20 protein-coding genes are annotated in these 22231 nt (G+C 69.8%); 13 read left to right on the forward strand and 7 right to left on the reverse strand.

Features of this window, described 5'->3' with window-relative positions; translation table 11 throughout:
* Positions 1-12 precede the first annotated feature (12 nt).
* The 8 genes from cydB (at position 13) to ACFOSH_RS08100 (ending at position 10928) form a co-directional block, all read left to right on the forward strand.
* Entirely contained in the window at positions 13-1020 is a 1008-nt protein-coding gene (gene cydB, locus ACFOSH_RS08065) for a cytochrome d ubiquinol oxidase subunit II (RefSeq protein WP_378238084.1), read from the forward strand.
* The gene (gene cydC, locus ACFOSH_RS08070) at positions 1017-4268 is read left to right on the forward strand and encodes a thiol reductant ABC exporter subunit CydC (RefSeq protein ID WP_378238085.1); all 3252 of its coding nucleotides are present in this window, start codon (positions 1017-1019) and stop codon (positions 4266-4268) included. Before cydB ends, cydC begins: the two co-directional genes overlap by 4 nt.
* 14 nt (positions 4269-4282) lie before the next feature.
* Positions 4283-5428: a GAF domain-containing sensor histidine kinase gene (locus tag ACFOSH_RS08075; protein ID WP_378238086.1), complete on the forward strand. Its 1146-nt coding sequence runs from the start codon at positions 4283-4285 to the stop codon at positions 5426-5428.
* 133 nt (positions 5429-5561) lie between these two features.
* Entirely contained in the window at positions 5562-6110 is a 549-nt protein-coding gene (locus ACFOSH_RS08080) for an excalibur calcium-binding domain-containing protein (protein ID WP_378238087.1), read from the forward strand.
* Positions 6107-6742 carry a class F sortase gene (locus tag ACFOSH_RS08085; protein WP_378238088.1) on the forward strand — a complete coding sequence of 212 codons (636 nt, stop codon included), beginning with the start codon at positions 6107-6109 and terminating at the stop codon, positions 6740-6742. Before ACFOSH_RS08080 ends, ACFOSH_RS08085 begins: the two co-directional genes overlap by 4 nt.
* Positions 6743-6751: 9 nt before the next feature.
* The gene (locus ACFOSH_RS08090; protein ID WP_378238089.1) at positions 6752-7360 is read left to right on the forward strand and encodes a histidine phosphatase family protein; all 609 of its coding nucleotides are present in this window, start codon (positions 6752-6754) and stop codon (positions 7358-7360) included.
* Between the two features lie 42 nt (positions 7361-7402).
* Positions 7403-8668, forward strand: coding sequence for a haloacid dehalogenase-like hydrolase (locus ACFOSH_RS08095; protein WP_378238090.1), 1266 nt, complete (start codon positions 7403-7405; stop codon positions 8666-8668).
* 73 nt (positions 8669-8741) lie between these two features.
* A complete protein-coding gene (locus ACFOSH_RS08100) occupies positions 8742-10928 on the forward strand; it encodes a tetratricopeptide repeat protein (protein WP_378238091.1) in 2187 nt (728 codons plus the stop codon).
* Here the strand turns inward: ACFOSH_RS08100 and ACFOSH_RS08105 are convergent.
* From ACFOSH_RS08105 to ACFOSH_RS08120, 4 genes are all read right to left on the reverse strand, one after another.
* On the reverse strand, positions 10888-12393 hold the full coding sequence (locus ACFOSH_RS08105) for a hypothetical protein (RefSeq protein WP_378238092.1): 1506 nt from the start codon (positions 12391-12393) through the stop codon (positions 10888-10890). The genes ACFOSH_RS08100 and ACFOSH_RS08105 overlap by 41 nt on opposite strands.
* 133 nt (positions 12394-12526) lie before the next feature.
* Positions 12527-13153, reverse strand: a complete 627-nt coding sequence (locus ACFOSH_RS08110) for a response regulator (protein ID WP_020632829.1) — start codon at positions 13151-13153, stop codon at positions 12527-12529.
* A 9-nt stretch (positions 13154-13162) separates the two neighbouring features.
* Positions 13163-14308, reverse strand: coding sequence for a hypothetical protein (locus tag ACFOSH_RS08115; protein WP_378238093.1), 1146 nt, complete (start codon positions 14306-14308; stop codon positions 13163-13165).
* A 68-nt stretch (positions 14309-14376) separates the two neighbouring features.
* The gene (locus ACFOSH_RS08120) at positions 14377-14697 is read right to left on the reverse strand and encodes a nucleotide pyrophosphohydrolase (RefSeq protein WP_378238094.1); all 321 of its coding nucleotides are present in this window, start codon (positions 14695-14697) and stop codon (positions 14377-14379) included.
* 151 nt (positions 14698-14848) lie between these two features.
* On the opposite strand from ACFOSH_RS08120, the gene ACFOSH_RS08125 reads away from it, so the two are divergent.
* From ACFOSH_RS08125 to ACFOSH_RS08145, 5 genes are all read left to right on the forward strand, one after another.
* Entirely contained in the window at positions 14849-15715 is an 867-nt protein-coding gene (locus tag ACFOSH_RS08125) for a nitrate- and nitrite sensing domain-containing protein (RefSeq protein ID WP_378238095.1), read from the forward strand.
* Between the two features lie 23 nt (positions 15716-15738).
* Positions 15739-17052, forward strand: coding sequence for a hypothetical protein (locus ACFOSH_RS08130; RefSeq protein WP_378238096.1), 1314 nt, complete (start codon positions 15739-15741; stop codon positions 17050-17052).
* A 199-nt stretch (positions 17053-17251) separates the two neighbouring features.
* Positions 17252-18808: a DUF1841 family protein gene (locus tag ACFOSH_RS08135; protein ID WP_378238097.1), complete on the forward strand. Its 1557-nt coding sequence runs from the start codon at positions 17252-17254 to the stop codon at positions 18806-18808.
* 68 nt (positions 18809-18876) lie between these two features.
* The gene (locus tag ACFOSH_RS08140) at positions 18877-19176 is read left to right on the forward strand and encodes a type II toxin-antitoxin system Phd/YefM family antitoxin (RefSeq protein ID WP_378238098.1); all 300 of its coding nucleotides are present in this window, start codon (positions 18877-18879) and stop codon (positions 19174-19176) included.
* Positions 19173-19589: a type II toxin-antitoxin system VapC family toxin gene (locus ACFOSH_RS08145; protein WP_378238099.1), complete on the forward strand. Its 417-nt coding sequence runs from the start codon at positions 19173-19175 to the stop codon at positions 19587-19589. The genes ACFOSH_RS08140 and ACFOSH_RS08145 overlap by 4 nt, the downstream gene beginning before the upstream one ends.
* A gap of 99 nt (positions 19590-19688) precedes the next feature.
* Here the strand turns inward: ACFOSH_RS08145 and ACFOSH_RS08150 are convergent, their stop codons facing one another.
* From ACFOSH_RS08150 to ACFOSH_RS08160, 3 genes are all read right to left on the reverse strand, one after another.
* Complete coding sequence (locus ACFOSH_RS08150) at positions 19689-19859, reverse strand: hypothetical protein (protein ID WP_378238100.1); 171 nt, start codon at positions 19857-19859, stop codon at positions 19689-19691.
* 604 nt (positions 19860-20463) lie between these two features.
* Entirely contained in the window at positions 20464-21396 is a 933-nt protein-coding gene (gene coaA, locus ACFOSH_RS08155; protein WP_378238101.1) for a type I pantothenate kinase, read from the reverse strand.
* A 156-nt stretch (positions 21397-21552) separates the two neighbouring features.
* Positions 21553-22194 carry a macro domain-containing protein gene (locus tag ACFOSH_RS08160; protein ID WP_378238102.1) on the reverse strand — a complete coding sequence of 214 codons (642 nt, stop codon included), beginning with the start codon at positions 22192-22194 and terminating at the stop codon, positions 21553-21555.
* Between the last annotated feature and the right edge of the window lie 37 nt (positions 22195-22231).

The following is a 22231-nucleotide window of genomic DNA, read 5'->3' on the forward strand; positions in this document are numbered from 1 at the left end:
AGGGAGCATCCGATGACCCTCGAAACGGTCTGGTTCTGCGTCATCGCCCTGTTCTGGCTCGGTTACCTCTTCCTCGAAGGGTTCGACTTCGGCGTCGGCATGCTCATGCCCGCGCTCGCGAAGGACAACACCGAGCGCCGCGTCATGGTCAACACGATCGGCCCGGTCTGGGACGGCAACGAGGTCTGGCTGATCGTCGCCGGCGGCGCGATGTTCGCCGCGTTCCCGGGCTGGTACGCGTCGCTGTTCTCGGCCGCGTATTTGCCGCTTCTGGTCGTCCTGCTCGCCCTCATCGGCCGCGGCGTCGCGTTCGAATACCGCGGCAAGGTCGACACCGACCGCTGGCGCCGCAACTGGGACCGCGTCATCGGGATCGGCTCGTGGATCCCGCCGTTCGGTGTCGGCCTGCTCCTCGCGACCACCGTCCTCGGCCTCCCGCTCGACGCCGACGGCAACCGGGTCGGCGGCGCGTTCGCCGCCGTCCGCTTCGAAACGCTGCTCGGCGCGCTCGCCGTCGTCGGGTTCTCGCTGGTCCACGGCGCCGCGTTCCTCGCCCTCAAGACCGAGGGCGACCTCCGGCACCGCGCGCGGAAGCTGGCCACACGCCTGCTCCCGGTCGCGCTCCTGCCGTTGCTCGCGTTCCTCATCGTCGTGCAACTGCGCTCGGGCGACCTCTGGACGCTGCTCCTCATCGGTATCGCCGTCGTCTCGGCCGCCGTCGCGTGGTTCCGGATCCGCGCGGGCCGGGAAGGGCAGGCGTTCGCCGCGCTCGGCGGGGTCATCGCCGCCTCGGCGGTCGCGATCTTCGTCGCGCTGTACCCGAACGTCCTTCCGTCCACCGTGGACCCGGCGAACACGCTCACCATCGCGGGCGAGGCGTCGAGCCCGTACACGCTGACCGTGATGACCTGGGTCGCGCTCTTCGGCGCCCCCGCCGTCCTGATCTACCAAGGCTGGACGTACTGGGTGTTCCGCAAGCGCATCGGCACCCGGCACATCCCACCGGTGCACGCACCATGACCGAACTTCCCGGCCGCGACACCCTTTCCGCCACGGAGTCCACAATGGACCCAGCGCGACCGGGGAAGGGTCCGCTCGGCGCGCTCGCTCCGCTTTCGGCAGCGGCGCGCCGGGCGTTGATCCTCAGTGCCATCCTGTCCTTCGTCAATGCCGTATTGCTGGTGGGACAAGCGTTCCTGCTGGCCGACGTCCTCTCCGCGGTCGTCCGCGGAGCACTGGGGGACCGCACCGTCCAGCTGTCCGTGCTGCTCGCGCTCGTCGCAGGGCGCGCGTTGACCGGCTGGGCGGTGCGGGTCGTCTCCGCTCGCGCGGCAGCTCGCGCGAAGGAGGAACTGCGCGCCAAGGCCCTCGACCACGCCCTGAAGCTCGGCCCGGAATGGATCGCTCGTCGCGGCCACGGTGAGCTGACATCGTTGACCACCAAGGGGCTCGACGCGCTCGACGCTTACTTCACCCAGTACCTCCCGGCGCTGGTGACCGCCGCGATCGTGCCCCTCGCCGCCGGTGCCGCGATCCTGTTCGCCGACTGGCCGTCGGCCGCGCTCGTCGTGATCACCGTGCCGCTGGTGCCGCTGTTCGCCATCCTGATCGGCAAACACACCGCCGAGCGGGTCGCCGAAGCCGCCGACGCCGAACAACGGCTGTCGGGACATCTGCTGGAACTCGTCCGCGCGCTCCCGATCCTCAGCGCCTTCCGCCGCGCCGAAGCGCAGGCCGAGACCGTACGGAAGATCTCCGAACGTCATCGCCGCGCGACGCTCGAAACCCTGAAGGTCGCGTTCGCGTCGGCGTTCGCGCTGGAACTGATCGCGACGCTTTCGGTCGCGCTGGTCGCGGTCGTCATCGGGGTCCGGCTGGTCTCCGGCGACCTGCCGCTGGCCATCGGGCTCGGCGTGCTGATCCTCGTACCGGAGTGCTACCAGCCGCTGCGCGCGGTCGGCGCCGCGTTCCACGCCAGCGAAGACGGCGTCGAGGCCGTGCGCCGGGTCGCGGACGTCCTCGCGGAACCCTTGCCGCCCAACGGTTCCGAGACGCCGGCCAAGGGCGAGGTCCACGTCGGCGGGCTCCGCGTCGCAAGGCGCGGCGGATTCGCTCCGGACGGCGAGACGTTCTCCGCCCGGCCTGGTGAGATGACCTGGCTGCGCGCGCCCAGCGGCGGCGGCAAGTCGACGACGCTCGCCGCGCTGCTCGGTTTCGTGCAGGTCCACGACGGGTCGATCACCGTCGGCGGCACCAGGCTCGCCGACGCCGATCTGGAGCGCTGGCGCGAGAGCGTCGCCTGGGTCCCGCAGTCGCCGGTCTTCGGCGGGGGTACGGTCCGCGACGAGGTCGGCGCGGACGACATCCTCGGCGAACTCGGGCTCACCGGACTGGCCGGACGACCGGTTTCGAAGCTGTCGCAGGGACAACGTCAGCGTGTCGCGGTGGCGCGGGCGCTGGTGCGGGTCCGATCGGGCGCGTGGCTGCTCCTGCTCGACGAGCCCACCGCCCACCTCGACGAGGTCAACGCCGGACTGGTCATGGCCGCTGTCCGCAAGGCCGTCGACAACGGCGCCGCCGCGATCATCGCCGCGCACGAACGCACTTCCGGTGTCGACATGTCGGCCGACTCGGTGAAGGAAGTCGTCACGACGGAGGAACGGACGGCGACCAGGCCGGTCCCGTGGCGTGACCTGCTGCAGCCGAGGTTCTTCGGCGGGGCGCTGCTCGGTGCCGCCGCCCTGCTCGCCGGGGTCGCGCTGACCGCGCTTTCGGGCTGGCTGATCGCCAAGGCGTCGCAACAGCCGCCGATCCTGACCCTGACGGTGATGATCGTCGGCGTGCGGACGTTCGGCCTCGGCCGCGCGGGGCTGCGCTACCTCGAACGGCTGGTCACGCACGACGCCGCGTTCCGGATCGCCGGGAGCCTGCGGGTCCGGCTGTGGGAGTCGCTGGTGCGGCTCGGACCGGCACGGGCGCTTCGGGCCGGTGAGGAGCAGCGACGGCTGGTCGGCGACACCGACACCGTGCGCGATCTGCTGCCCCGGGTGATCACGCCGCTGATCGTGGTCGCGCTGGTGGCCGCGGGCGCTGTCGCGGTCCAGGCCTCGGTGCTGCCCGAAGCCGGACTCGCGCTGGCCGCGGCCGTCGTGGTGAGCGCGTTCGCGCCGCTGCTCGCGCTCCGGGCGGAACGCCGCGCGACCAGCGCGCTGGCCGCCGGACGGCGTTCGGTGTCAGCGCAGGTGCTGGGCCTGTTCGAAGCGGCCGCCGAGCTGATCGCGTACGGGGTCGACAAAGAGCGACGTCGACGGATCGCCACGACCGACGCCGCCCTGACCGCCGAAGCGCGGCGACAGGCTTTCGGCGCCGGCGCGGCCGACGCCCTGATCATCCTGGCGACGGGGGCCGCCACCGTCGTGAGCACCGGGTTCGCCGTGCGCGCCGCCGCCACCGGCGCGCTGGACCCGGTCCTCGCGCCGGTGGTCGCCCTGCTGCCGCTCGCGCTGGCGGAGGTCCTCTCCCTTCTTCCGCCCGCCGCGCAGCACTGGGACACCCTGCGCCAGGCCCGGCTGCGCCTCGCCGCGTGCAATGAAAGCGTCCTTCATCGCAAAATTTGCAATGAAGGGGACTTTCACAGCACCGGCGGGGTGCGGATCCGGAACGCCGACCTCGGCTGGCCCGGCACGGCGCACCCGGTCCTCACCGGTGTCGACCTCGACATCGCGCCCGGTACACACGTCGCCGTCATCGGCCCGAGCGGCGCCGGGAAGTCGACGCTCGTCGCGGCCCTGCTCGGTTTCCTCAAGCCGGGCAAGGGTGACGTCGCCGCTCCCGAGAACGTCGCGTGGGCGCCGCAGGAACCGATGCTCGTCTCGACCACCGTCGCCGAGAACCTGCGCCTCGCGCGGCCGACGGCGTCCGAGGCCGACCTGCGGAAAGCCTTGTACCAGGCCGTTCTCGAGGACGTCGAGCTCGCCACGATGCTCGACAGCGCGGGTGCCGGGCTGTCGGGCGGGCAGGCGCAGCGGGTCGCGCTGGCACGGGCCGTGCTCGGTGCCGCGCACGCCGACCTCGTCCTGCTCGACGAACCGACAGCGCACCTCGACGAACCGACGGCGAAGGCCGTCCGCGAACGGCTCGGCGAGGCGCTCGCCGGGAAAACCGTCGTCCACGTCACGCACAACGCGGCCGAAGCCGCCGGCGCCGACGTGATCCTGGAGGTCCGAGAGGGCCGCGTCACCACGCGAGCACTGGCCGGAGCGGACTAATGTCGGCAGCACTCATGGATCCCACGCTTGCCGCGCGCGCCCTGTCCGCCGCCACCGAGATCACCGGCACCGCCCTGTCCGGCGACGATCCGGGCGACGTGCTGGAGACCGTGGTCGCCCGCGCCGTCGAACTGGCCGAGGCCGACCTCGGTCTCGTCATGGTGCGCGCGGACGACGGACAGGTGGTCGTCGAGGCCGTGCACGGGGACACCACCCCGGGCCTGCGAGGGCTGGCCTTCGCCGCCGATTCCGCGGCCGGACAGGTTGCCCGCGGCGGGGAACCCGTCGTCAGCGAGGATTTCACCGTCGATCCCCGCACGGCGCCGTTCGTCCCGCCGGAGCTTCGGGGCTTCGGGCCTTTCGCGGCGTCGGCGTTCGGCGCGGGCGGGCGCGTCCTCGGCGCGCTCACCGTCTACCGCCGCCATGGCGGGGCTCCGTTCTCCGCCAGCACTGTCGAGGTGCTTACCGCCTTCGCGGCGCAGGCGGGCGTGGTGCTCGCCCTGGCGGAAGGCGCCAACGCCCGGCACCGCGTGACGCTTTACCAAGAGCGCGAACGGATAGCGCGCGAACTGCACGACGTCATCGTCCAGCGGCTCTACGGTGCCGGGATGCAGCTCGACCGGGTCCGCAAGAACATGCGGAAACGGTTCGCGCAGGCCGACGGCGCGCGGTTGTCCGAGGCGATCGACCAGCTCGACCAGACCATCGAAGAGATCCGCGGCACCGTGCGCGCCCTGCGCAGCCCGGAACCCGCGAACGAGACCGTCACCGCCACCGACCTCGCCGAGTCCGCGCGGGGCGAGGTGCGCATCGCGGGCGAGCTGCTCGGCTACCCGCCGACCCTCGAACTGTCGGGAGAACTCGCCGACATCCCCGCCGAGCAGGCGGACCACATCCGCGCCGCGCTCCGCGAGGCACTGTCCAATGTGGTCAGACATTCCGGGGCGAGCGAAACCCGCGTGGCGCTCAGCCGTGACGAGGAAGGCGTCAAACTTCGCGTGCGGGACAACGGATCCGGTGTGCCGCAAGGGGTCGCGAAACGCGGTCTCCGCCATCTCTCCGAGCGCGCGACGACGTCCGGCGGGCGTTTTTCGATCAATTCGTCGCCGAGCCTGGGGACTTTGGTCGCTTTCGACGTTCCGCTCGATCAAACCGTGTGAAATTAACGGTCTTTCGCGTTCATTCGAGTGACGATTCGGGTTTTCGGATTAATCCGTAACGACCGGGGCCGCCACGCGATTGTAAGGGAAATCAGCGCGCTCGGAGCGCGGATTCCCAGCGAAAGGACCCCACATGTCCTCGGTTCGTCGCGTCCTCGGCACGGCCGCGATACTCGCCGGTTTCACCATGTTCGGTCCGGTTTCCGTAGCATACGCGCTGGAGCTGCCCGCTGTCGCCGAGCAGAACTGCGAGGGCTTCCAGTTCGACGGAATCGCTTGCGAAAACCTTCCCCAGCGCGGAAAGACGCCGACGATAACGAGCACGCCCAGCCTTCCGTCGATCACCACGGAAACGCGGTCCGCGCCCTTCGCCGACAAGGATTGCGCCGATTTCCCCTCGCAGGCCGCCGCGCAGGCCGAGCTCAAGAAGAACCCGCGTGATCCGCACAAGCTCGACGGCGATCACGACGGATACGCCTGCGAATCCCGGTTCGGCGAACCCGCGCGGTCCGGCCAGGTGAAGGTCAAGCCCGTCGGCGGCGTCGCGACCGGCGGCGGTGAACCCGTCGAACCCAACGGCGGGCTCCTGGAGATCGGCGTGGTCGCGCTGACCGGCGCCGCCCTCTTGGCCGCGTCGGCCACGGGCGCGTCCTTGCTGCTCCGGCGGCGTGCCGAACGATGATCCGGGCTTCCTGGTGCCGATGGCCGTTTCCGCTGGTCATCGGCACGTTCATCGGAGTGGGGCTGGCGGTCGCGCTGACCGCGTGCGCCGCCGGTCCGACGGGCAGGATCGCGTCACCGGCGGCGCCTTCCACGGTGACCGCGGTGGCCCCCTCGCCGACCGCCACCGCCCCTTCGCTCGCGTCCGCGAAACCGGCGAAGCTCGAAATCCCGGCGATCGGGGTCCGCACCGGTGAGATCGTCGACCTCGGCCTGACCGGTGACGGCAGCCTGCAGGTCCCGCGCGACGCGATCACCACCGGCTGGTTCACCGGCGGCCCGGCACCCGGCGAGGCCGGGCCCGCCGTCCTCGCGGGGCACGTCGACTACAAGAAGGTCCCCGGTGTCTTCGGCAGGCTCAAGGAACTCAAGACCGGCGACGAAGCCCTCGTCCACCGAGAGGACGGGATCACCGCGGTGTTCACCGTGTACGCCGTCGAGCGGCACCCGAAGACGACCTTCCCCACGGAGAAGGTCTACGGCGACACGCCCGGGCCGGAACTGCGCCTGATCACCTGCGGCGGGGACTTCGACTCCTCGACCGGCAGCTACCTCGACAACGTCGTCGCCTTCGCGAAGCTGGCCCGCACGTAGATTCGCCGGATGCGCACCGTCTACGTCGTCACGCATCCGGAGGCCACCCATCACGTCGATCGCCTGGTGGGCGGCTGGTTCGATTCCGAACTCACACCCGACGGCGAGCGCGCGGCCGCCGCCGTCGCCGAGTCGCTGCGCGCGAAGGTGCCGGACGACGTCGAGCTCTACTCGTCGGACCTGCGCCGCACCGCGCGGACGGCGGAGGTGATCGGCGCACGGCTCGGCGTGACCCCGATCCTGGACCGGCGGCTGCGCGAGAAGTCGTATGGGGAAGCCGGGGGCAAGCCGCAGGAGTGGCTGGACAGCCGGTTCGTCCCGCCGCCCGCCGTCGGCGAACGGCTGGGGCACGACGAGGGAATCCCCGGCGCCGAGACCAAGGGCGCGATGGCGGCGAGGGTGTACGCGGCGATGGAGTCGATCCTGGAAAGCCGCTGTGCGCACCAGATCGTCGTGACGCACGGCGGCGCGCTCACCTTCGTGATCGCGGCGTGGATCCGGATGCCGCTCGAGTCGGCCGGGTACGCCGACTTCCGCGCTTCACCCGGCAGCGTCACGACGCTCCGTGAGGACGACTACTTTCACAACCGGCAGGTCGTGACTCTCGCCGGAAAATGACAGGATCTCCCCGAACTGTCGACGAAGACGTGGGGAGATGACATGCCGAGGTTCCTGCGAGCCGTGGCCCTTGCCGCCGCCGTGGCGGTCGTACCGGTGGCGCTGCCCGGCACCTCCGCCGCTTCGGTCACATCGCATTGCCCGCAGCTGCGGCTGGCCGACCACTGGTACGGCGGCAACGCGGCGAAGATCCAGCAGGTCATCGACGAACGCGGCCGCTGCGGCGCGAAGCACGGCGAGCGGCCGGTCGCGGTGTTCGACTGGGACAACACGGTCATCAAGAACGACATCTCCGACCAGACCGTCTTCTGGATGATCCGGCACGACAAGGTCCTGCAGCCGAAGAACAAGGACTGGCGGACGACCAGCCGGTTCATGACCGACGCCGGCGCGAACGCGCTCAGCAAGGCGTGCGGCACCGGCACCCCGGCCGGGAAACCGCTCTCGACCAGTAAGAACATCACTTGCGCCGACGAGCTCCTCGCGGTGCGGAAGAACGCGAAGACGACAACCGGCGAAGAGGTCTTCGCGGGGAACAACCGGCGCTACATGGAGGCGGCCTACGCCTGGGTCGCGCAGATCAACGCCGGATACCGGCCGGACGAGGTCCGCGCGATCGCCCGCCAGGCCAGGGCGGCGGCGCTGCTGGCCCCGATCGGGGCGACCCAGAAGGTCGGTTCGAGCACCCAGGTCGCGTGGATCCGGTACTACCCCGAGATCAAGGACCTGGTCGCGACGCTGAACAAGGCCGGCTTCTCGACCTGGGTCGTTTCCGCCTCGCCCAAGGAGTTCGCGGACGTCTGGGGCTCCGCGATCGGCATCCCGCCGAGCCGCACGCTCGGGATCTACTCGCAGACCACGAACGGCCGCATCAACGGGCACCTCGAAGGCTGCGGCGGCCACGCCGACGGCGCCGACGAGATCATGACCTACATCGACGGCAAACGCTGCTTCATCAACGAAAGGATCCTCGGGATCCGCGGCGCGAAGGCGATGGAGGCGGCACCGGCGGACAAGCGGCAGGCGCTCGCCGGCGGCGACGCGACCACCGACGTCACGATGCTGCGCGACGCCACCGGAGTCCGCGTCACGCTCAACCGCAACAAGGACGAACTCATGTGCCGCGCCTACGACAACGCGGACGGCAAGTGGGCGGTGAACCCGATGTTCATCGAGCCCTTCCCGGCGTTGAACCGCACCTACCCGTGCTCGACGACGGCGTACGAGAACGCCGACGGCACCCACGGTCCGGTGCTGCGCGACGACGGCACGGTCATCCCGGACCAGCGGGACACCGTGCGTCCCTGAGCGGGTTCACGATGCGTGACGCTCGGTCGCCCCGCTGCTACCGTGGCGTTCTTGGCTGAGTGAGGGGGAGGCCGTGGTTGACCTGTTGCAGGTCGTCGTCGACGAAGCCGCGAAGGCGGCCGCCGCCTCGGCGGTGGGGACGGTCTCCACGGCGACCCGGAACGTGGTGTCGCTGCTCAAGGAACGGCTCGGTACCGGCAAATCCGGCAAGGACGCGCTGAGTTCCCGGGCGCTGGCCGCCGCCCGCGCGGACAAGGAATGGGCGGAGCGCCTGATCGAAGCGGTGTCCGTGCTCCACGCGGAAAACACCTCGACGGCCACGGCGGGCATCGAGAACTTCCGCAACCACCTCGCCCTCCTCGCCGACCCGCCGAGGGCCGGGCTGAAGCTGATCGTCGGCCAGGGCGGTTCGGGTAAGACCGAACTCGCCCGCCAGCTCGCCGACAGGGTCCAGGAGGACTTCCCGTCGGGCCGGGTCGAAGTGCCGCTCGCCCGATACCGCGAAGGCGACGAATTCGACGCCGCCGCGGTGAAACGGTATGTGCTCCAGGAGTTCGGGATCCCGCACGGCGAGATCCCGGTCGACGACGAACAGCTGGACAGGCAGTTCCTGTCGGTGCTGGTCACCCGATCGTTCGTGCTGATCCTGGACGACGTCGAATTGGCCGCCGAGCTGGCCTTGTTCACCCGGTTCCGCACCAGCCTGGTGCTGGCGACGGCTTCGGTGTACAGCCGCGAGCTGAAAGCGTGTGATCCCACCGCCATCGAGCTGAAGGGGCTCGACGTCGACGGCGCTCGTCAGCTGCTCACGGATTTCTGCGGCAAGGTCCGGCCGGGGGACGAACCCGTCGAGGCCGACAGGCTGATCGCGCTCTGCGACCGGATGCCGTTCGCGCTCCGCGAGGTCGGGGTCACCCTCGCCGGTCGCGCCGGGGAAGCCCGGCCGGTGGCGACGCTGCTCGACGAGTACCACGCGACGGGTGTCGTCGACGCCGAGGGAGTCATCCAGGATTCCTTGCGGCGGACGTTCGCGCGGCTTTCGGACGCCGCCGTCGAGGCCTGCGCCCTGTTGGCCGAGCATCCCGGCGGCTTCTTCACGAGGGCCACCGCGGCGGCGACGACCGGCGACCCGAAGGTCCTCGACGAGCTGATCGCCGCGCGCCTGACCCAGCAGGTCGGCGACTGGTATTCGCTCACGATCCTCGTCGGCCAATACGCGCGCACTCTGCCCGCGGACCGGGAGGCGGGCTTCGATCGGCTGCTCGCGTATGTCCGGGACACGGCTGTCGCGGCGGACTTCCGCGAGAACCCCGACCGCCTGCGCACCTACGTCGTTCCGTCGAAGCGGGACTGGGAACCGCGGGTCGATCACATCGACTGGCTGGAGTGGCACCGGTCGCTGATCGGTGAGCTGGTGAAGCTCGCCTGCCTGCGCCGCCGCTACAAGGAAACCCTGCAGCTGGCCGGATCCTTCGAAACGCTCGTGAACAAACGCTGGTACTGGCGCGAATTCGCCGAGATCAGCGACTGGGCGGTGAAAGCCGCCGACGCGAAACCCGCGCAGCTCGCGCGGGCACTGATGATGCGGGGCAAGGCCCGCTACATGGCGCGCTGGTTCCCGGCCGCGCTGGAGGACCTCGACAGGGCGGCGGAGATCCTGGCCGGGCCGGCGGTCGGCATCACCGAAAACCGCTGGCGCAAGCTCCAGGCGTCGCTGGCGGAATTCCGGGGACGCTTCCACGAAGAACACGCGGACCTGCTCGTCCACCGTCAGGCCGGGAAGGCGGAAGCCGCGCGGGAACTCGCGGAGGCCGTCCGGCAGCTCCGGGTCGCGTGCGCGCTGAGCACGGAGCAGGCCGATGCCCCCGCGCTCGCCATCCACCCCCGGATGCTCGCGAACGTCCTGATCAAATCCGGCGAACCGGCCGAGGCGATCGCCGTCCTCGGCACGATGACAGCGCAGGGACGAAACCAAGCCCGGATCGAGATGGTCTACGCCAACGCGTACCTGGCGCTCGGCGAATTCGCCGAGGCGCGGGCACGCTTCGACTCGGCCTGGAATCAGATGGCGGCCCAGCGAGCCACCCAATACGTCTGGGAGCTCAGGGAACTGCAGGCACGGCTGTTGACCGCCGAGGGTGACCCGGGTGCGATCGAGGTCTGGGGACGGCTCGCCTACGACGCCACGCGGATCGGCCACCCGCGGGCCGATCGGTACTTCACCGCACTCGAATCGTCACCGGCCGATCGCCGACGTTGATCACCTCGGTCGGCGACAACCTGCCCAGGTAAGCCAGCGAAGCGGCGATCAGCGGGTCGAGCGAAGCGCTCGCCATGGTCAGTTCGTACTGGGCGCCGTCACGGGTCCGGACCAAACAGGTGTTCCTGTCGACCGTCGCGGCGGCCACCGCTGCGTCCGGCCACCGGCGAAGGATCTCCTCCGACCAGCTAGGAAACCGGTCCTGCTCTTCCACGCGGCAGTAGACGATCGCCGCGCCGGACAGCTGCCGCAGCGTCGCCCGGGTTTCGTGCGACACCAGGTGTTTGCCCGCCAGATCGTGGCGACGGCCGGTGCTCGGGAACCGCACGATCCTGATCGCGGGCCCGTCCTCCTCCGCGCCGACGACGAAGGTGGCGACCTCCTGCGGTTCGACGTCGGGCACCTCATGGGGCGGGAAGGACGCTTCGGTGGCGGGTTCGGGAAGCTTCATCAGCCGGTACAGCCACGGCCGCAGCAGCCCGGCCGAAAGGCCCGCGGCGCCGACGGCCTGTTTGACGACGGCCGCGTGGTCGCCGGGGCTGTGCCGGTGGATCGCGAGATCGATCTGGGGGCCCAGTGGGGCGTCCGGGTCGAGCCGCGCGGTCTGCTCGGCGAGCGCTTCGATGGGTGAACCGGGAACCATGGTTTCGCCGCCGTCGCCGATCAGGAGCACCGGCCGGTCCACGGCGGCGGCGTACAGCGCCAGCGAACCGAAGTCCGAGATGACACACGAAGCGGCGGTGAGCGCGGCCTGCCAGCCGGCTTCGGGCGGGAGCACCCGAAGGCCCGCTTGCCGCGCCTCGGAGAGCCACGCGTCGACCTGCCAGGGGCTGTGGGCCGCGGTGATCCCCGGGTGGAGCACGGCGCAGCAGCGATAGCCGTCGTATTCGAGTTCGGAGACCAGCCGCAGCGGGAGATCGGGCACGGTCCCCAGCAGGGAACCGGGTCCCCAGGTGGAGGCGACGACCACCAGCTTGTGGTCGGGCGCCCCGAGGGCCGCGCGGTAGGCGGACGCGCGATGGATCCCCGCGCGCAGGCGGTCGTGGCACGGATCCCCGACCATCACCGCGCGCGCCGCCGCTTCCGGGCCCGCGTCCCGCAGGTGGGCGCGTTGCTCGGCGTGGGAGAGCGCCACCATCGCGGGGACGACCCGGCCGTCGCGGAGGAGCCGGGCCGGATTCATCCCGGCGACCGTCCGGCTCCGCGGGTAGAACTTCTGGTAGCCGATCCCGTGGGGCACCAGGACGATCGGCGCGTCGAAGAGATGCAGGTCGTCGTTCTCGCTCGCCGCGATCACCAGGTCGAAGCGGCTCTGGAGGGCTTGCCGCCACGGGACGACGGAGGCGCGAAGCGTGCCGAGGAACTCGGGGACACCGGCGCCGAAGATCGCGGTGCTGCCCGCGTCGTAGGTGAAGACCAGCTGGAGACGGCGATCGTTTTCGATCAGCGAAAGGATGTCCAGCAACCTGGTCAGCGTCGTGACCGTGCGGACGACGACCAGGACCTTGCGTTCGACGCCGATGGTGAGCCACTGGTCGAAATCGGGATCAACCGGTACTTTCGCCCAAAACGACGGGGGGGGGTGCCGTTTTCGCGCACTACCTGTCCCGGCGCGCGATCCACGCCGCGGCCTGGGTGCGCCGTTGCATGCCCAGCTTCGCGAGGACGGACGTCACGTAGTTCTTCACCGTCTTCTCGGCGAGGAACAGGCGTTCCGCGATCTCGCGGTTGGACATGCCCTGCCCGATCAGGTCCAGCACCTCGCGCTCGCGTTCGGTGAGGGAGCCGAGTTCGTCCTCCGGCGGATGCCGCAGCTTGTCGAGCACCCGCGCCGTCGACAACGGGTCGAGCAACGACCGGCCCGCCGCGACCTCACGGACCGCGTTGACGACGTCCTGCCCGCGGACCTGTTTCAGCAGGTACCCGGCCGCGCCCGCCATGATCGCGCCGACCATGGCCTCTTCGTCGTCGAACGCGGTCAGCATCAGGCACTGCGGCGGGTTCGCCTTCGAGCGCAGTTCGCGGCAGAGCGCGATGCCGTCGCCGTCACCGAGCCGCACGTCGACCACCGCGACGTCCGGTTCCACGTGCATCGCCACGGCGAGGGCCTCGTCGACCCCGCTCGCCTCGGCGACGACCTCGATGTCGGGCTCGTCGGTGAGGAGGTCGCGCAGACCGCGCCTCACCACCTCGTGGTCGTCGATGAGCAGCACCTGGATCGGCATACCCCCACGTTACTTCGTCGCCTTGACGACCATCCCTTCCACCAGCGGAGACGGCAGCCCGGCCCGCTCGCCGAGCCACCGCACCCACTTCGGCAGCAACGCCTGGGCGACGGGGCGATGAGGGTGATCCCGCCAGTCGCCGATCACGTCCTGGTAGTAGCGGATCCGGTCGGGGGACGCCGAGAACCGGGTGTCCGGGACGAGGCCGCCCATCCATTCCTCGGCGAGATCCTCGACGATCACCGGATCGGGTTCGTTCCCGTACCGCTCGATGTGCCAGGCGGCGAACGGGCGGGCCATTTCGGCCGGGTCGGCGTCGTCGAAGAAACTCCGGCGCGGCGGGAGCGGCGTCTTCCGCTTCTTCAGCGCCGCTTCGAGATCCTCGAACCGGCGTTGCGCGCGGTACCAGTTGTCCAGCGCGGCCGGTGATTCGTCGCCGATCACCATGAAGTCGCAGCCGACCAGGCCGGTCAGCCGTCCGACGTCGGTCACGGCTCGCGGCGCGGCATCGACGGCCTCGTCACCGATCTTCTTCCGCCACGCTTCGAAAGCCTGCTCGACGTCGTCGTAGACGCCGCCGTCGGCCACGGCGCAGAGCCCGGACATGTCGACGTCGAACAAGTAGACGCCGGGGTAGCTGTAGGCCGCGATCACGGCGAGGCGGGTGCCGTAGACGTCGCGGGTTTCCCAGACCTCACCGGTCGCTTCGATGTTCCGCAGGGCGGTCGGCCATTCCGACAGGCTCGCCGGCTCCGATGCCGCTTTGACGCGGGTGATCGAGGACCGGAGCATCGGCACGACACCGGGTGCCGAGATCGCGAGCAGGCCGTGAAGAAACCGCCACAGTGCTTCCGAGGGCTCCGTCTTCGACAGAACGGACACGTCGCCGACGAGGGCGGCGAAGAACCGGTCGAGGTTGAGACCGTCGTACTCCTCGTCGAGGGCGCGTTTCAGTTCGGCGCCCAGCAAGGCACAGGTCGCCTGTTCGAGGTCGCGCGCCGTCTCACAGACCAGCAGTCCGCTGATGCCGTTGAAGATGTTCTCGATGGCTTCGTCGAACCAGTGGGGGAAGGACACCGGCTCGCCGACGAGCGGAGACTTCGGCTTCTTGGTCTTCTTGTGCTTTTTGGGCTTCCGGCCACGGGACACGGGCATGCCCCGAACCGTAACCGTTCAGCGCGCAGGGCATCGCCACGGTTTCGTCCAGCCGAGGCGAAAGCCGCTCAGCGTTCGGGCGCCGGGAACCGGTGCTCGTTCCGGTCGATCTTGGCGTTGGCCGCTTCGACCAGATCCACCCCGAGGCTGTTCGCCAGCTGGAGGAGGTACAGCGTGACATCGGCGATTTCGTCGACGACGTTGTGCGCCAGTTCAGGGTCGGAACGCCACTTCGCGGACTCCTCCGGGGTGAGCCACTGGAACAGCGAAGTCAGCTCGCCGACTTCGCCGGACAGGGCCATGACGAGGTTCTTCGGGGTGTGGAAAGGCTCCCAGTCCCGTGCGGCGGCGAAGTCGCGGAGGCGCTGGTTCAGGTTCTCGAGAGTCACGTGCCGTGCCTACCAGATCGTCACGGTGCGCTAACGGCCGTATGGCGGACGAGCGTTGACGGGCAAATCGCGATTTCCCTAACGTCGCTCCGCGTCGGGAAACCGATCCGGAAGGAAAGTCTTGACGCACCAGCGAAGCCTTCGCTCTCGCATGCTCTCCATCGCCTTCGTACCGAGCGCGGCCCTGCTGCTCGTCGCGTTGTTCATCGGCGGATTCCTCGTCCAGCAGGCCATCCAAGACCGGGACGACGCCGAGAACGGAGCGGTCACCATGGCCGAGGCCAGCCAGGGGATCGCGGCCCTGCAGCGGGACCGGGCGGTCGCGTTGCGGGCACCGGGCAGCCGATCGGCCACCTACACCGCGTACGCCGATCGCATCGACGCCGCGCTTTCCTCGCTGCGCGAGATCGCGAGGTCGGCTCCCGACGCCGAGGTCGGCTACCAGCAGACGATCGCCGTCGAACTGCTCGCCGTCGTCGAAGGGATGGACCGCAGCGATTCCCTCGCGGTCGCCGGGATCGACGACGAGGGGCGCCGCGACTACGCCGCGGATGTCGGCGCCTACCGGTCGAGGCTCGACGCGGTCGCCGGAAAAATGACGGAAAGTAACCGCCAGGCCTACCGGAATCTCGTCGCGAGTGTGGACTGGAGCCGGTTCGGCGCGGTCGAAACCGCGTTGAGCGCGGCCACGCCACCGTCCGTCGGCCAGGACGCCTGGCGCGTCGCGGCCGGCGTCGTCGGCCGCTCCCTCGGCGACCTCGCCGCCCGCCAGATCGAGTACTCGGCGCAGCTCGCGATCGACGCCGGGCGCCGGGTGCTGAGCGGCGCCCTCGCCGCCGCCACGTCGATCGCGCTGCTCGCGGGCGTGGTGATGGCGATCGTCCTGCAACTCGCGCGGCGGCTCCCGATCCCGGTCATCCGCTGCCCTTCGCGCGTCGAAGCGACGCCGCAGGCCTGGTCACACCTGGTGAGCGACTACGCCGAAAAGAGCACGCTGTTGGCCCACACACGTCGGTGAAGGGGTCGGGCAGACTGTTCCGGGTGAGTCCCACGACGGATCTGCGCCCCTACCTGCGCACCTTGGACGCGGAGACGCTGGTGGACCTGCTGCACGCCCAGGCCGAGCGTGACCCTGTGTTACGGCAGGCCCTGGAGAGCCGCTTCGTCACACAGGGGAGTGACCTCGCCGAGGCGCACCGTCTCCTCGACACCGCCGTGATGGCGGGCAACGTCGAGTACGCCGCGAAGGTCGGCTCGGTCCTCGACACGCTCCAGCGTCTCCTCGACGCCGGCAGCCGGGCCGATCTCGCCCCGCTCGCCCGCCGGACGGTGGACGACATCAGCGAGATGCTGGAGCAGATCGACGACACCTCGGGCGAGGTCGCGGACAGGCTGGATCGCGCCGTCGAGCTGTACGCGCGGGCCTGCGTCGCGCGTCCGCCGGATCCGGAGATCCTGGCGGGCTGGATCCTCGAAGTGGAGTTCGACGGACCCGGCCGGCCCGCCATCGAGCTGGCCGACTTCGCCGCCGCACTGGGGGACAAGGGAATCGCCCGGATCAAGTCCACTGTGGACAGTGTGCTCGCGGAGCAGCCGTCCGGGACGAAACGCGAGACGGCCGAGCGGTTGCGCGAGGAGCTGGCGGAGGTGTCCGGCGACGTCGACGCGCTCGTCGCGATCCTCGCCGCCAAGCCGCCGCGGGTCGACGTCAGCCTCAAGATCGTGCGCGTGCTGCGCGCGGCGGGACGGCACAGCGAGGCCATCGCGCACGCGGCGAGGGCGCTCACGCACGACAAGAAGGAGGAGCCGCCCCCGCGCGAAGAGGAGCCGGTTCCCCCGTCGCGCGAGGACTTCGACGAGAAACCCGGCGCCGCGACCTATCTCGCCCTGCGCGAGGAGTCGCTCGAAACGGGCCGATGGGTCGCGCAGCGCAAGGCCGCGCTGGGCCGGTTGCGGGAACTCGCCGCCGGGAGCACGGAGGCCGCCGACGAACTCGTCCGCGCGTTGCTCGGCGAGGATCGTCTCGACGAGGCTTGGCGGGCCGCGGTGCGTTTCGAAGCCTCTTTACCGGTGCGCGTCGAACTCGCGGATTCGCGTTCGATCGCCCATCCGGCCGAAACCGTTCCCGTCTATCGGGACCATGTCGAAGAATTGATCACGCACAAAGATCCGAACTCCTATCGCGAGGCGGCCCGGCAACTGCGCAAACTCCGCGCGGTGCACAAAAAGGCCGGTACAGCTGAAGAATTCAGCTCGTACCTGGGCAACCTGGTGGAAATACACAAACGCAAGACGCGGCTGATCGCCGAGGTCAAGGCGGCAAGAATCGCGATTCCGAAACCGGTCAGGGCGTAACCGCTCCCGCCGTCGGTCGTTATCGGAAGTGAACCGAGGAAAACCCGGCGAAAAAGGTCGAGCCACGCTGGCGGGCCAGTGAAGTCGCGGTGGTCCGGAACCGGTGTCCGCCCGCGCCCTCCCCGCGACCGGGACCCCGTGTTTCGCGCCCAGGACCACCGCGACGAGCCCGATCGGGTCCGCGTGAAAACATGTCGCCATGAGTCCGGTCAGTCGTGCCCGCAAGAAGGCAGCCCAGCCCTCCACCCCGAGTGTGACGGGCCTCTTCAAGGACGTCCTCCGGGACTTCTCGACCCTCGGCGCCGAGCCTGAGGTGCTCGACGTCGAGCTGCTGACCTCCGAGGTGCTCGGCCAGTGGTGGGACATCGAGGTCGAAGAGGGGGAACAGCCGCTGGGCCTGGAGCTCATCGCGTTCGCCGAGCGGAAGATCACCCCCGCCGCGGCCGCGCTGCTCGCCGGGATGCGGGTCTTCGCCGAGACCGAGGAGGAGCGCGAGGCGGCCGCTTCGGCGCTGGACACCGTGCTGGGCCGCGGGATCCCGGAGCCGGAGTGGGTGGCGGACCTGGCCGCGGTGACCGTCGGGGACTGCTGGCGGACCGGTGACGTCTTCGGCGACGAGTCCTCCCTGCTCTGCGTCTTCTCCCGCGGCGGTGCCGAACACGGTCTGCTCGCGCTGGTCGACTTCACCGAGGGCGGCCGCATCCGCGACGTCGTCGTGGTCGACAAGCCGCAGGACGTCCTGGCCGAGATGCGGCAGCAGGCCGCCGACGACCCCGAGCTGGTCACGCTGGAGCGGGTGCTGCCCGAGCGCGCGCACCAGCTGCTCGCGGACGGGCTGGCCGCGACGGACGTCGTCGAGGAGCCCGACGTCAGCGAGGACTACGCGCGGTTCCACGCGCTCGCGCTGGCCTGGATCCGGTCGCTTCCCGAGCCCGAACCGTCGCCCGAGATCACCGAATGGCCCGCGCAGGTCCGAGAAGAGGTCGTCGCCGACTTCATCGGGTCCGGGCTCGTGGAGGACACGGAGGCGACGCGGTTCTACGCGCGCCTGCTCGTCGACTACGGCTGCGAGACCGAGCCGGGCAGTCCGCTGCGGGTCGGGCCCGAGAAGCTCGCCCGGTTCCTCGAGTCGCTGCTGGACGGCGAGTTCGAGGTCGACGAGGAGTACGAGGACGCGCTGGAGCCCGCCCTGCTGGGCTGGGTCGGCTGGGCCTCCGATCGCGCCGGGCTCCCCGAGGCCGCGCGGGTGGCGCTGCTGGAGAGCGCGACCGAGTTCCTCGAAGAGTTCGCACAGGACGAGGACTCCACGCTCGACGTCTACTTCGACGGTTCCGAAGGGATCGAAGACCCGGCGGAACTCGCGGAGGCGCTCGAGCGCCGGATGTTCGCCGTCCCGACGGTCTACACGGAGATCGGCGACGAGGAGCTGGAACTCGAGCCCGCCGACCCCGAACAGCGCCGCCTGCTGGTGATCGGCGAGCACCCCGAGTACCACGAGGCGCTGGCCGAGGAGACCTTCGACGGCGAGCCGAGGATGCGGCTGGCGCTCAAGACCACGATCGTCGACCAGCTCTGGGACGACGAGCCCGCCGAGGTCTGGCAGGCCGTGCGGCGGCTGAGCGAGACCGGGCAGGAGCGCGACGAGATCTTCGACCGCCTCGTCGACGCGCTGGCCGCGCAGCTGACCGAGTCGGGCGAACACGAGATGGACTACGACGTCGACGACTACCGGAAGGCGCTCGGCGACCTCGCCTGACAAACCCCGCTTCCCCGGTCACCACCCACCACCTTGCCAACCCCACCCATTCCATCTAGTCTGTCTAGATGGAAGCAGCAACCTGGCAAGTGCAGGACGCCAAGCAGCGGCTGAGCGAGCTGCTGCGCCGGGCCGCGGCCGAGGGGCCGCAGTTCGTCACCAAACATGGGGAAGAGGTGGCCGTGGTGCTGGACATCATGGATTACCGGCGGCTGGCCGGAGGCGGTGAAGCCGTCGATTTCAAACTCGTGCTCTCCGGTGAGCATCACCATCCCGAATACGGGGAGGCGCTGGCCGACGTGCTGGAGGAGATCGCCGCCGAACGCGCGGAGGATCTGCCCAGGGATGTCGTGGAGGTGAGCGGGTGAGCTTTCTGCTGGACACGAACATCGTGTCCGAGGCTCGGCGCCGCACCCAGAACCCGGGTTTCGCCCGGTGGTGGGGCGGGGTGTCGTCGAGCAGGCTCTATTTGAGCGCGCTGACCGTGGGAGAGATCGAGAGGGGGATAAGCAAACTCAAGCACCGAGGAGATCAGGACACGGAGCGCGCGGACGCGCTGGCGGACTGGCTGGCCGGGCTCACCGCGCAGTTCGCGGAACGGATCCTTCCGGTGACCGCCGAGATCGCGGCCGAATGGGGCAGGCAGTACGCGCCCCGGAAAGTGCCGTCCGTCGACGGGCTGATCGCCGCGACCGCCCGGGTCCACGAACTGACCCTGGTCACCCGGAACCTCGCCGACATGGCCGGGCTCGGGGCATCCGTGCACAACCCGTTCGACTGAGGTCCAGCGCCGGCTCCGCCGTCACGCTTTTCGAGAAACGGATCAAGACGTCCGGACGCCTTGATCGGCCATGCTCAGCTCAGTTCGGTTCAGCTCGGTTCAGCTCAGCGGGGCCGCGGGAGTGCCCTTGCTCTCCGTGACTTGCGACTTCTTCCGGCGACGGTCCCCGCGGGCGTCGTCGAAGTCGACGACGAAGGCGCCGGCGGCCATGGCCACCAGGAGTGCGAGTCCGAGGATCGAGCCGACCCAGGTCAGGATGATCGAGAACATCGTGAGCCTCCTCCCTGCTCAAGGTCCTTTTTTCGAGACCTCTTGAACCCCTGACACAAGGGTCGCCTCGGGGGGCTGTAGCCGGTATCGGCCAACCGGTTACACGTACTGAGCGTGGATCGGCCGATCGGCCGATCAATGCCGCTCACCGGTAGCGGTGCGCGACAGACCGGCGACCGAGGCTCGCCGGTCGTGCAAAGGCTGGTCCTTGTGAGGGAAAGCCCGGAATTCGCCCAGGTGATCGGCTTCCGGCGAAGTGATCTTGAATGTCGTCGTGAATGCTCGCCGTGAGTAGAGATTCCGTGCGTGCCCGGTCACTCGGTGTCCCCGATGGTGGCCCTCGTCCCGCGCGATCAGAGGCCGCACACCCGAGTTCCGAAGCCAATCACGTGAGTTCCGCCTTCAATCACGCGAGTTCGCCGTCTGATCACGCGAGTCACGCCTCCGGGCCTGGCGTCGCACCGTCGAACGAGCCGGACTCCGCCGGGCAGAGGCGTCGCGACACGTCTGCCCGGCACCCGCCACCACGCTCTGTCACTAAGGCTCTGTCACTAAGGCCCGGTCATCAAGGCCCGGTCACTCAAGAGAATCGACCGTTCCCGTTTCAGAGCTTGCGGAGCCGGACCCGGTTGATCGCGTGGTCGGCGTCCTTGCGGAGGACGAGGGTCGCGCGGGGCCTCGTCGGCTTGATGTTCTCCATCAGGTTCGGCTCGTTGATCGTGCGCCACAGGTGGCGCGCCTCGGCCCGTGCCTCGTCGTCCGGGAGGCCGGCGAAGTGGTGGAAGTGTGACGCGGGGTCCGCGAAAGCGGTGTGCCGCAGCTTGAGGAAGCGCTCGACGTACCAGCGTTCGATGTCGGTCGTCGCCGCGTCCACGTAGATCGAGAAGTCGAACAGATCGGAGACGCTGAGCCGAGGGCCGGGCTGGAGGACGTTCAGCCCCTCGAGGATCAGGATGTCGGGTTGCCCGACGACCTGTTCCTCGTCGGGAAGGATGTCGTAGGCGAGGTGCGAGTAGACCGGCGCGCTGACCCGCTCCGCCCCGGACTTCACCTCGGTGACGAACCGCAGCAGGGCCCGCCGGTCGTAGCTCTCGGGGAAGCCCTTGCGGTGCATGATCCCGCGGCGCACCAGTTCCGCCCGCGGGTAGAGGAACCCGTCGGTGGTGACCAGGTCGACCCTGGGGTGATCCGGCCAGCGGGCGAGCAGGGTGCGCAGGATGCGCGCGGTGGTCGACTTGCCGACGGCGACGCTGCCGGCGATCCCGATGATGTACGGCACCTTGGTGCCCCGACTGTCTTCACCGAGAAAGGTGGTGGTGGCTTCGTACAACCGTTGCCGGGCGGCGACCTGGAGATTGATCAGCCGGGAGAGCGGCAGGTAGACCTCGGCGACCTCGGCCAGGTCGACCTGTTCGCCTAGACCGCGCAGCCGCAGCAGTTCCGCGGCGGTCAGCGGCAGGGGAGTCGACCTGCGCAGCTCGCGCCACTGCTCACGGTGCAGCTCGACGTAGGGACTGAGCTCACGGACCCGCGGCATCGCACACTCCTCGCCCGTCGCCTGCGCTGGCGCCGTACAAAACCGTGTTGACGAGTTCTCGGCGGAGGACATGCCGCGAACCGGATGAAGCCGCTTTAACGGTAGGGCTTGCAGCTCGTGAACGCGCTGCGATGTGATGTACCCCGCTTCGGGGCGTTACTCTCCGTTACGGGGGCGGACGTGGGTGAAGACCTCGTTCCACGCCGCGGCGACCTGCCGGGCGCAGGAGGCGGGAGCGACCCCGCCGACGCCGGTACCGAGTCCGGGCATCGCGATCGTGTGCACCAGATCGCGGACCCGGCCCTGGTCGAGGCTGCCGTCGCGCCATTGCCGGAACACCGCCCTGGCGGCCAGGTACGGGTGAACGGTCTCGCGGGGGAGGCTCTCGCCGGGCTCCCGCATCGTCGGGGCGCTGATCAGCCAGGCGGGCTCCGCCTCGCCGGTGGGCACGATCACCGCTTCGCCGATCGGGAGTTCCCCGCCGTGGAAGGCGAGGACGGCGCTGCGCACGTTCTGCTCGACACCGGGATAGGCGCGGGCGTAGACGGCGTCGATACCGCCGCGCATCCAGCCGTAGGAGTTCGCGGGGCTGACCACGGCCTGAGCGACGACGTCGAGCACGGACCCGCGGTGCACGAAGACCCGGCCGTCCACAGTGTCCGCGACGGTGGCCCAGGCTCGCGCGAGCAGGTCATCGACGGCGCACAGCACCAGCTCCGGCGTGGGACGGTCCGGCAGGGGAGCGAAAGACGAGCCGGCGTCCTCGCGGCCGGTGTGCGTGCCCGGTTCGGCGGTCACGCCCTAAGCATGGCAAAAAAAGCCACCCGGCGTAACC

The sequence above is a fragment of the Amycolatopsis speibonae genome, assembly GCF_042647925.1.
Taxonomy (GTDB): domain Bacteria; phylum Actinomycetota; class Actinomycetes; order Mycobacteriales; family Pseudonocardiaceae; genus Amycolatopsis; species Amycolatopsis speibonae.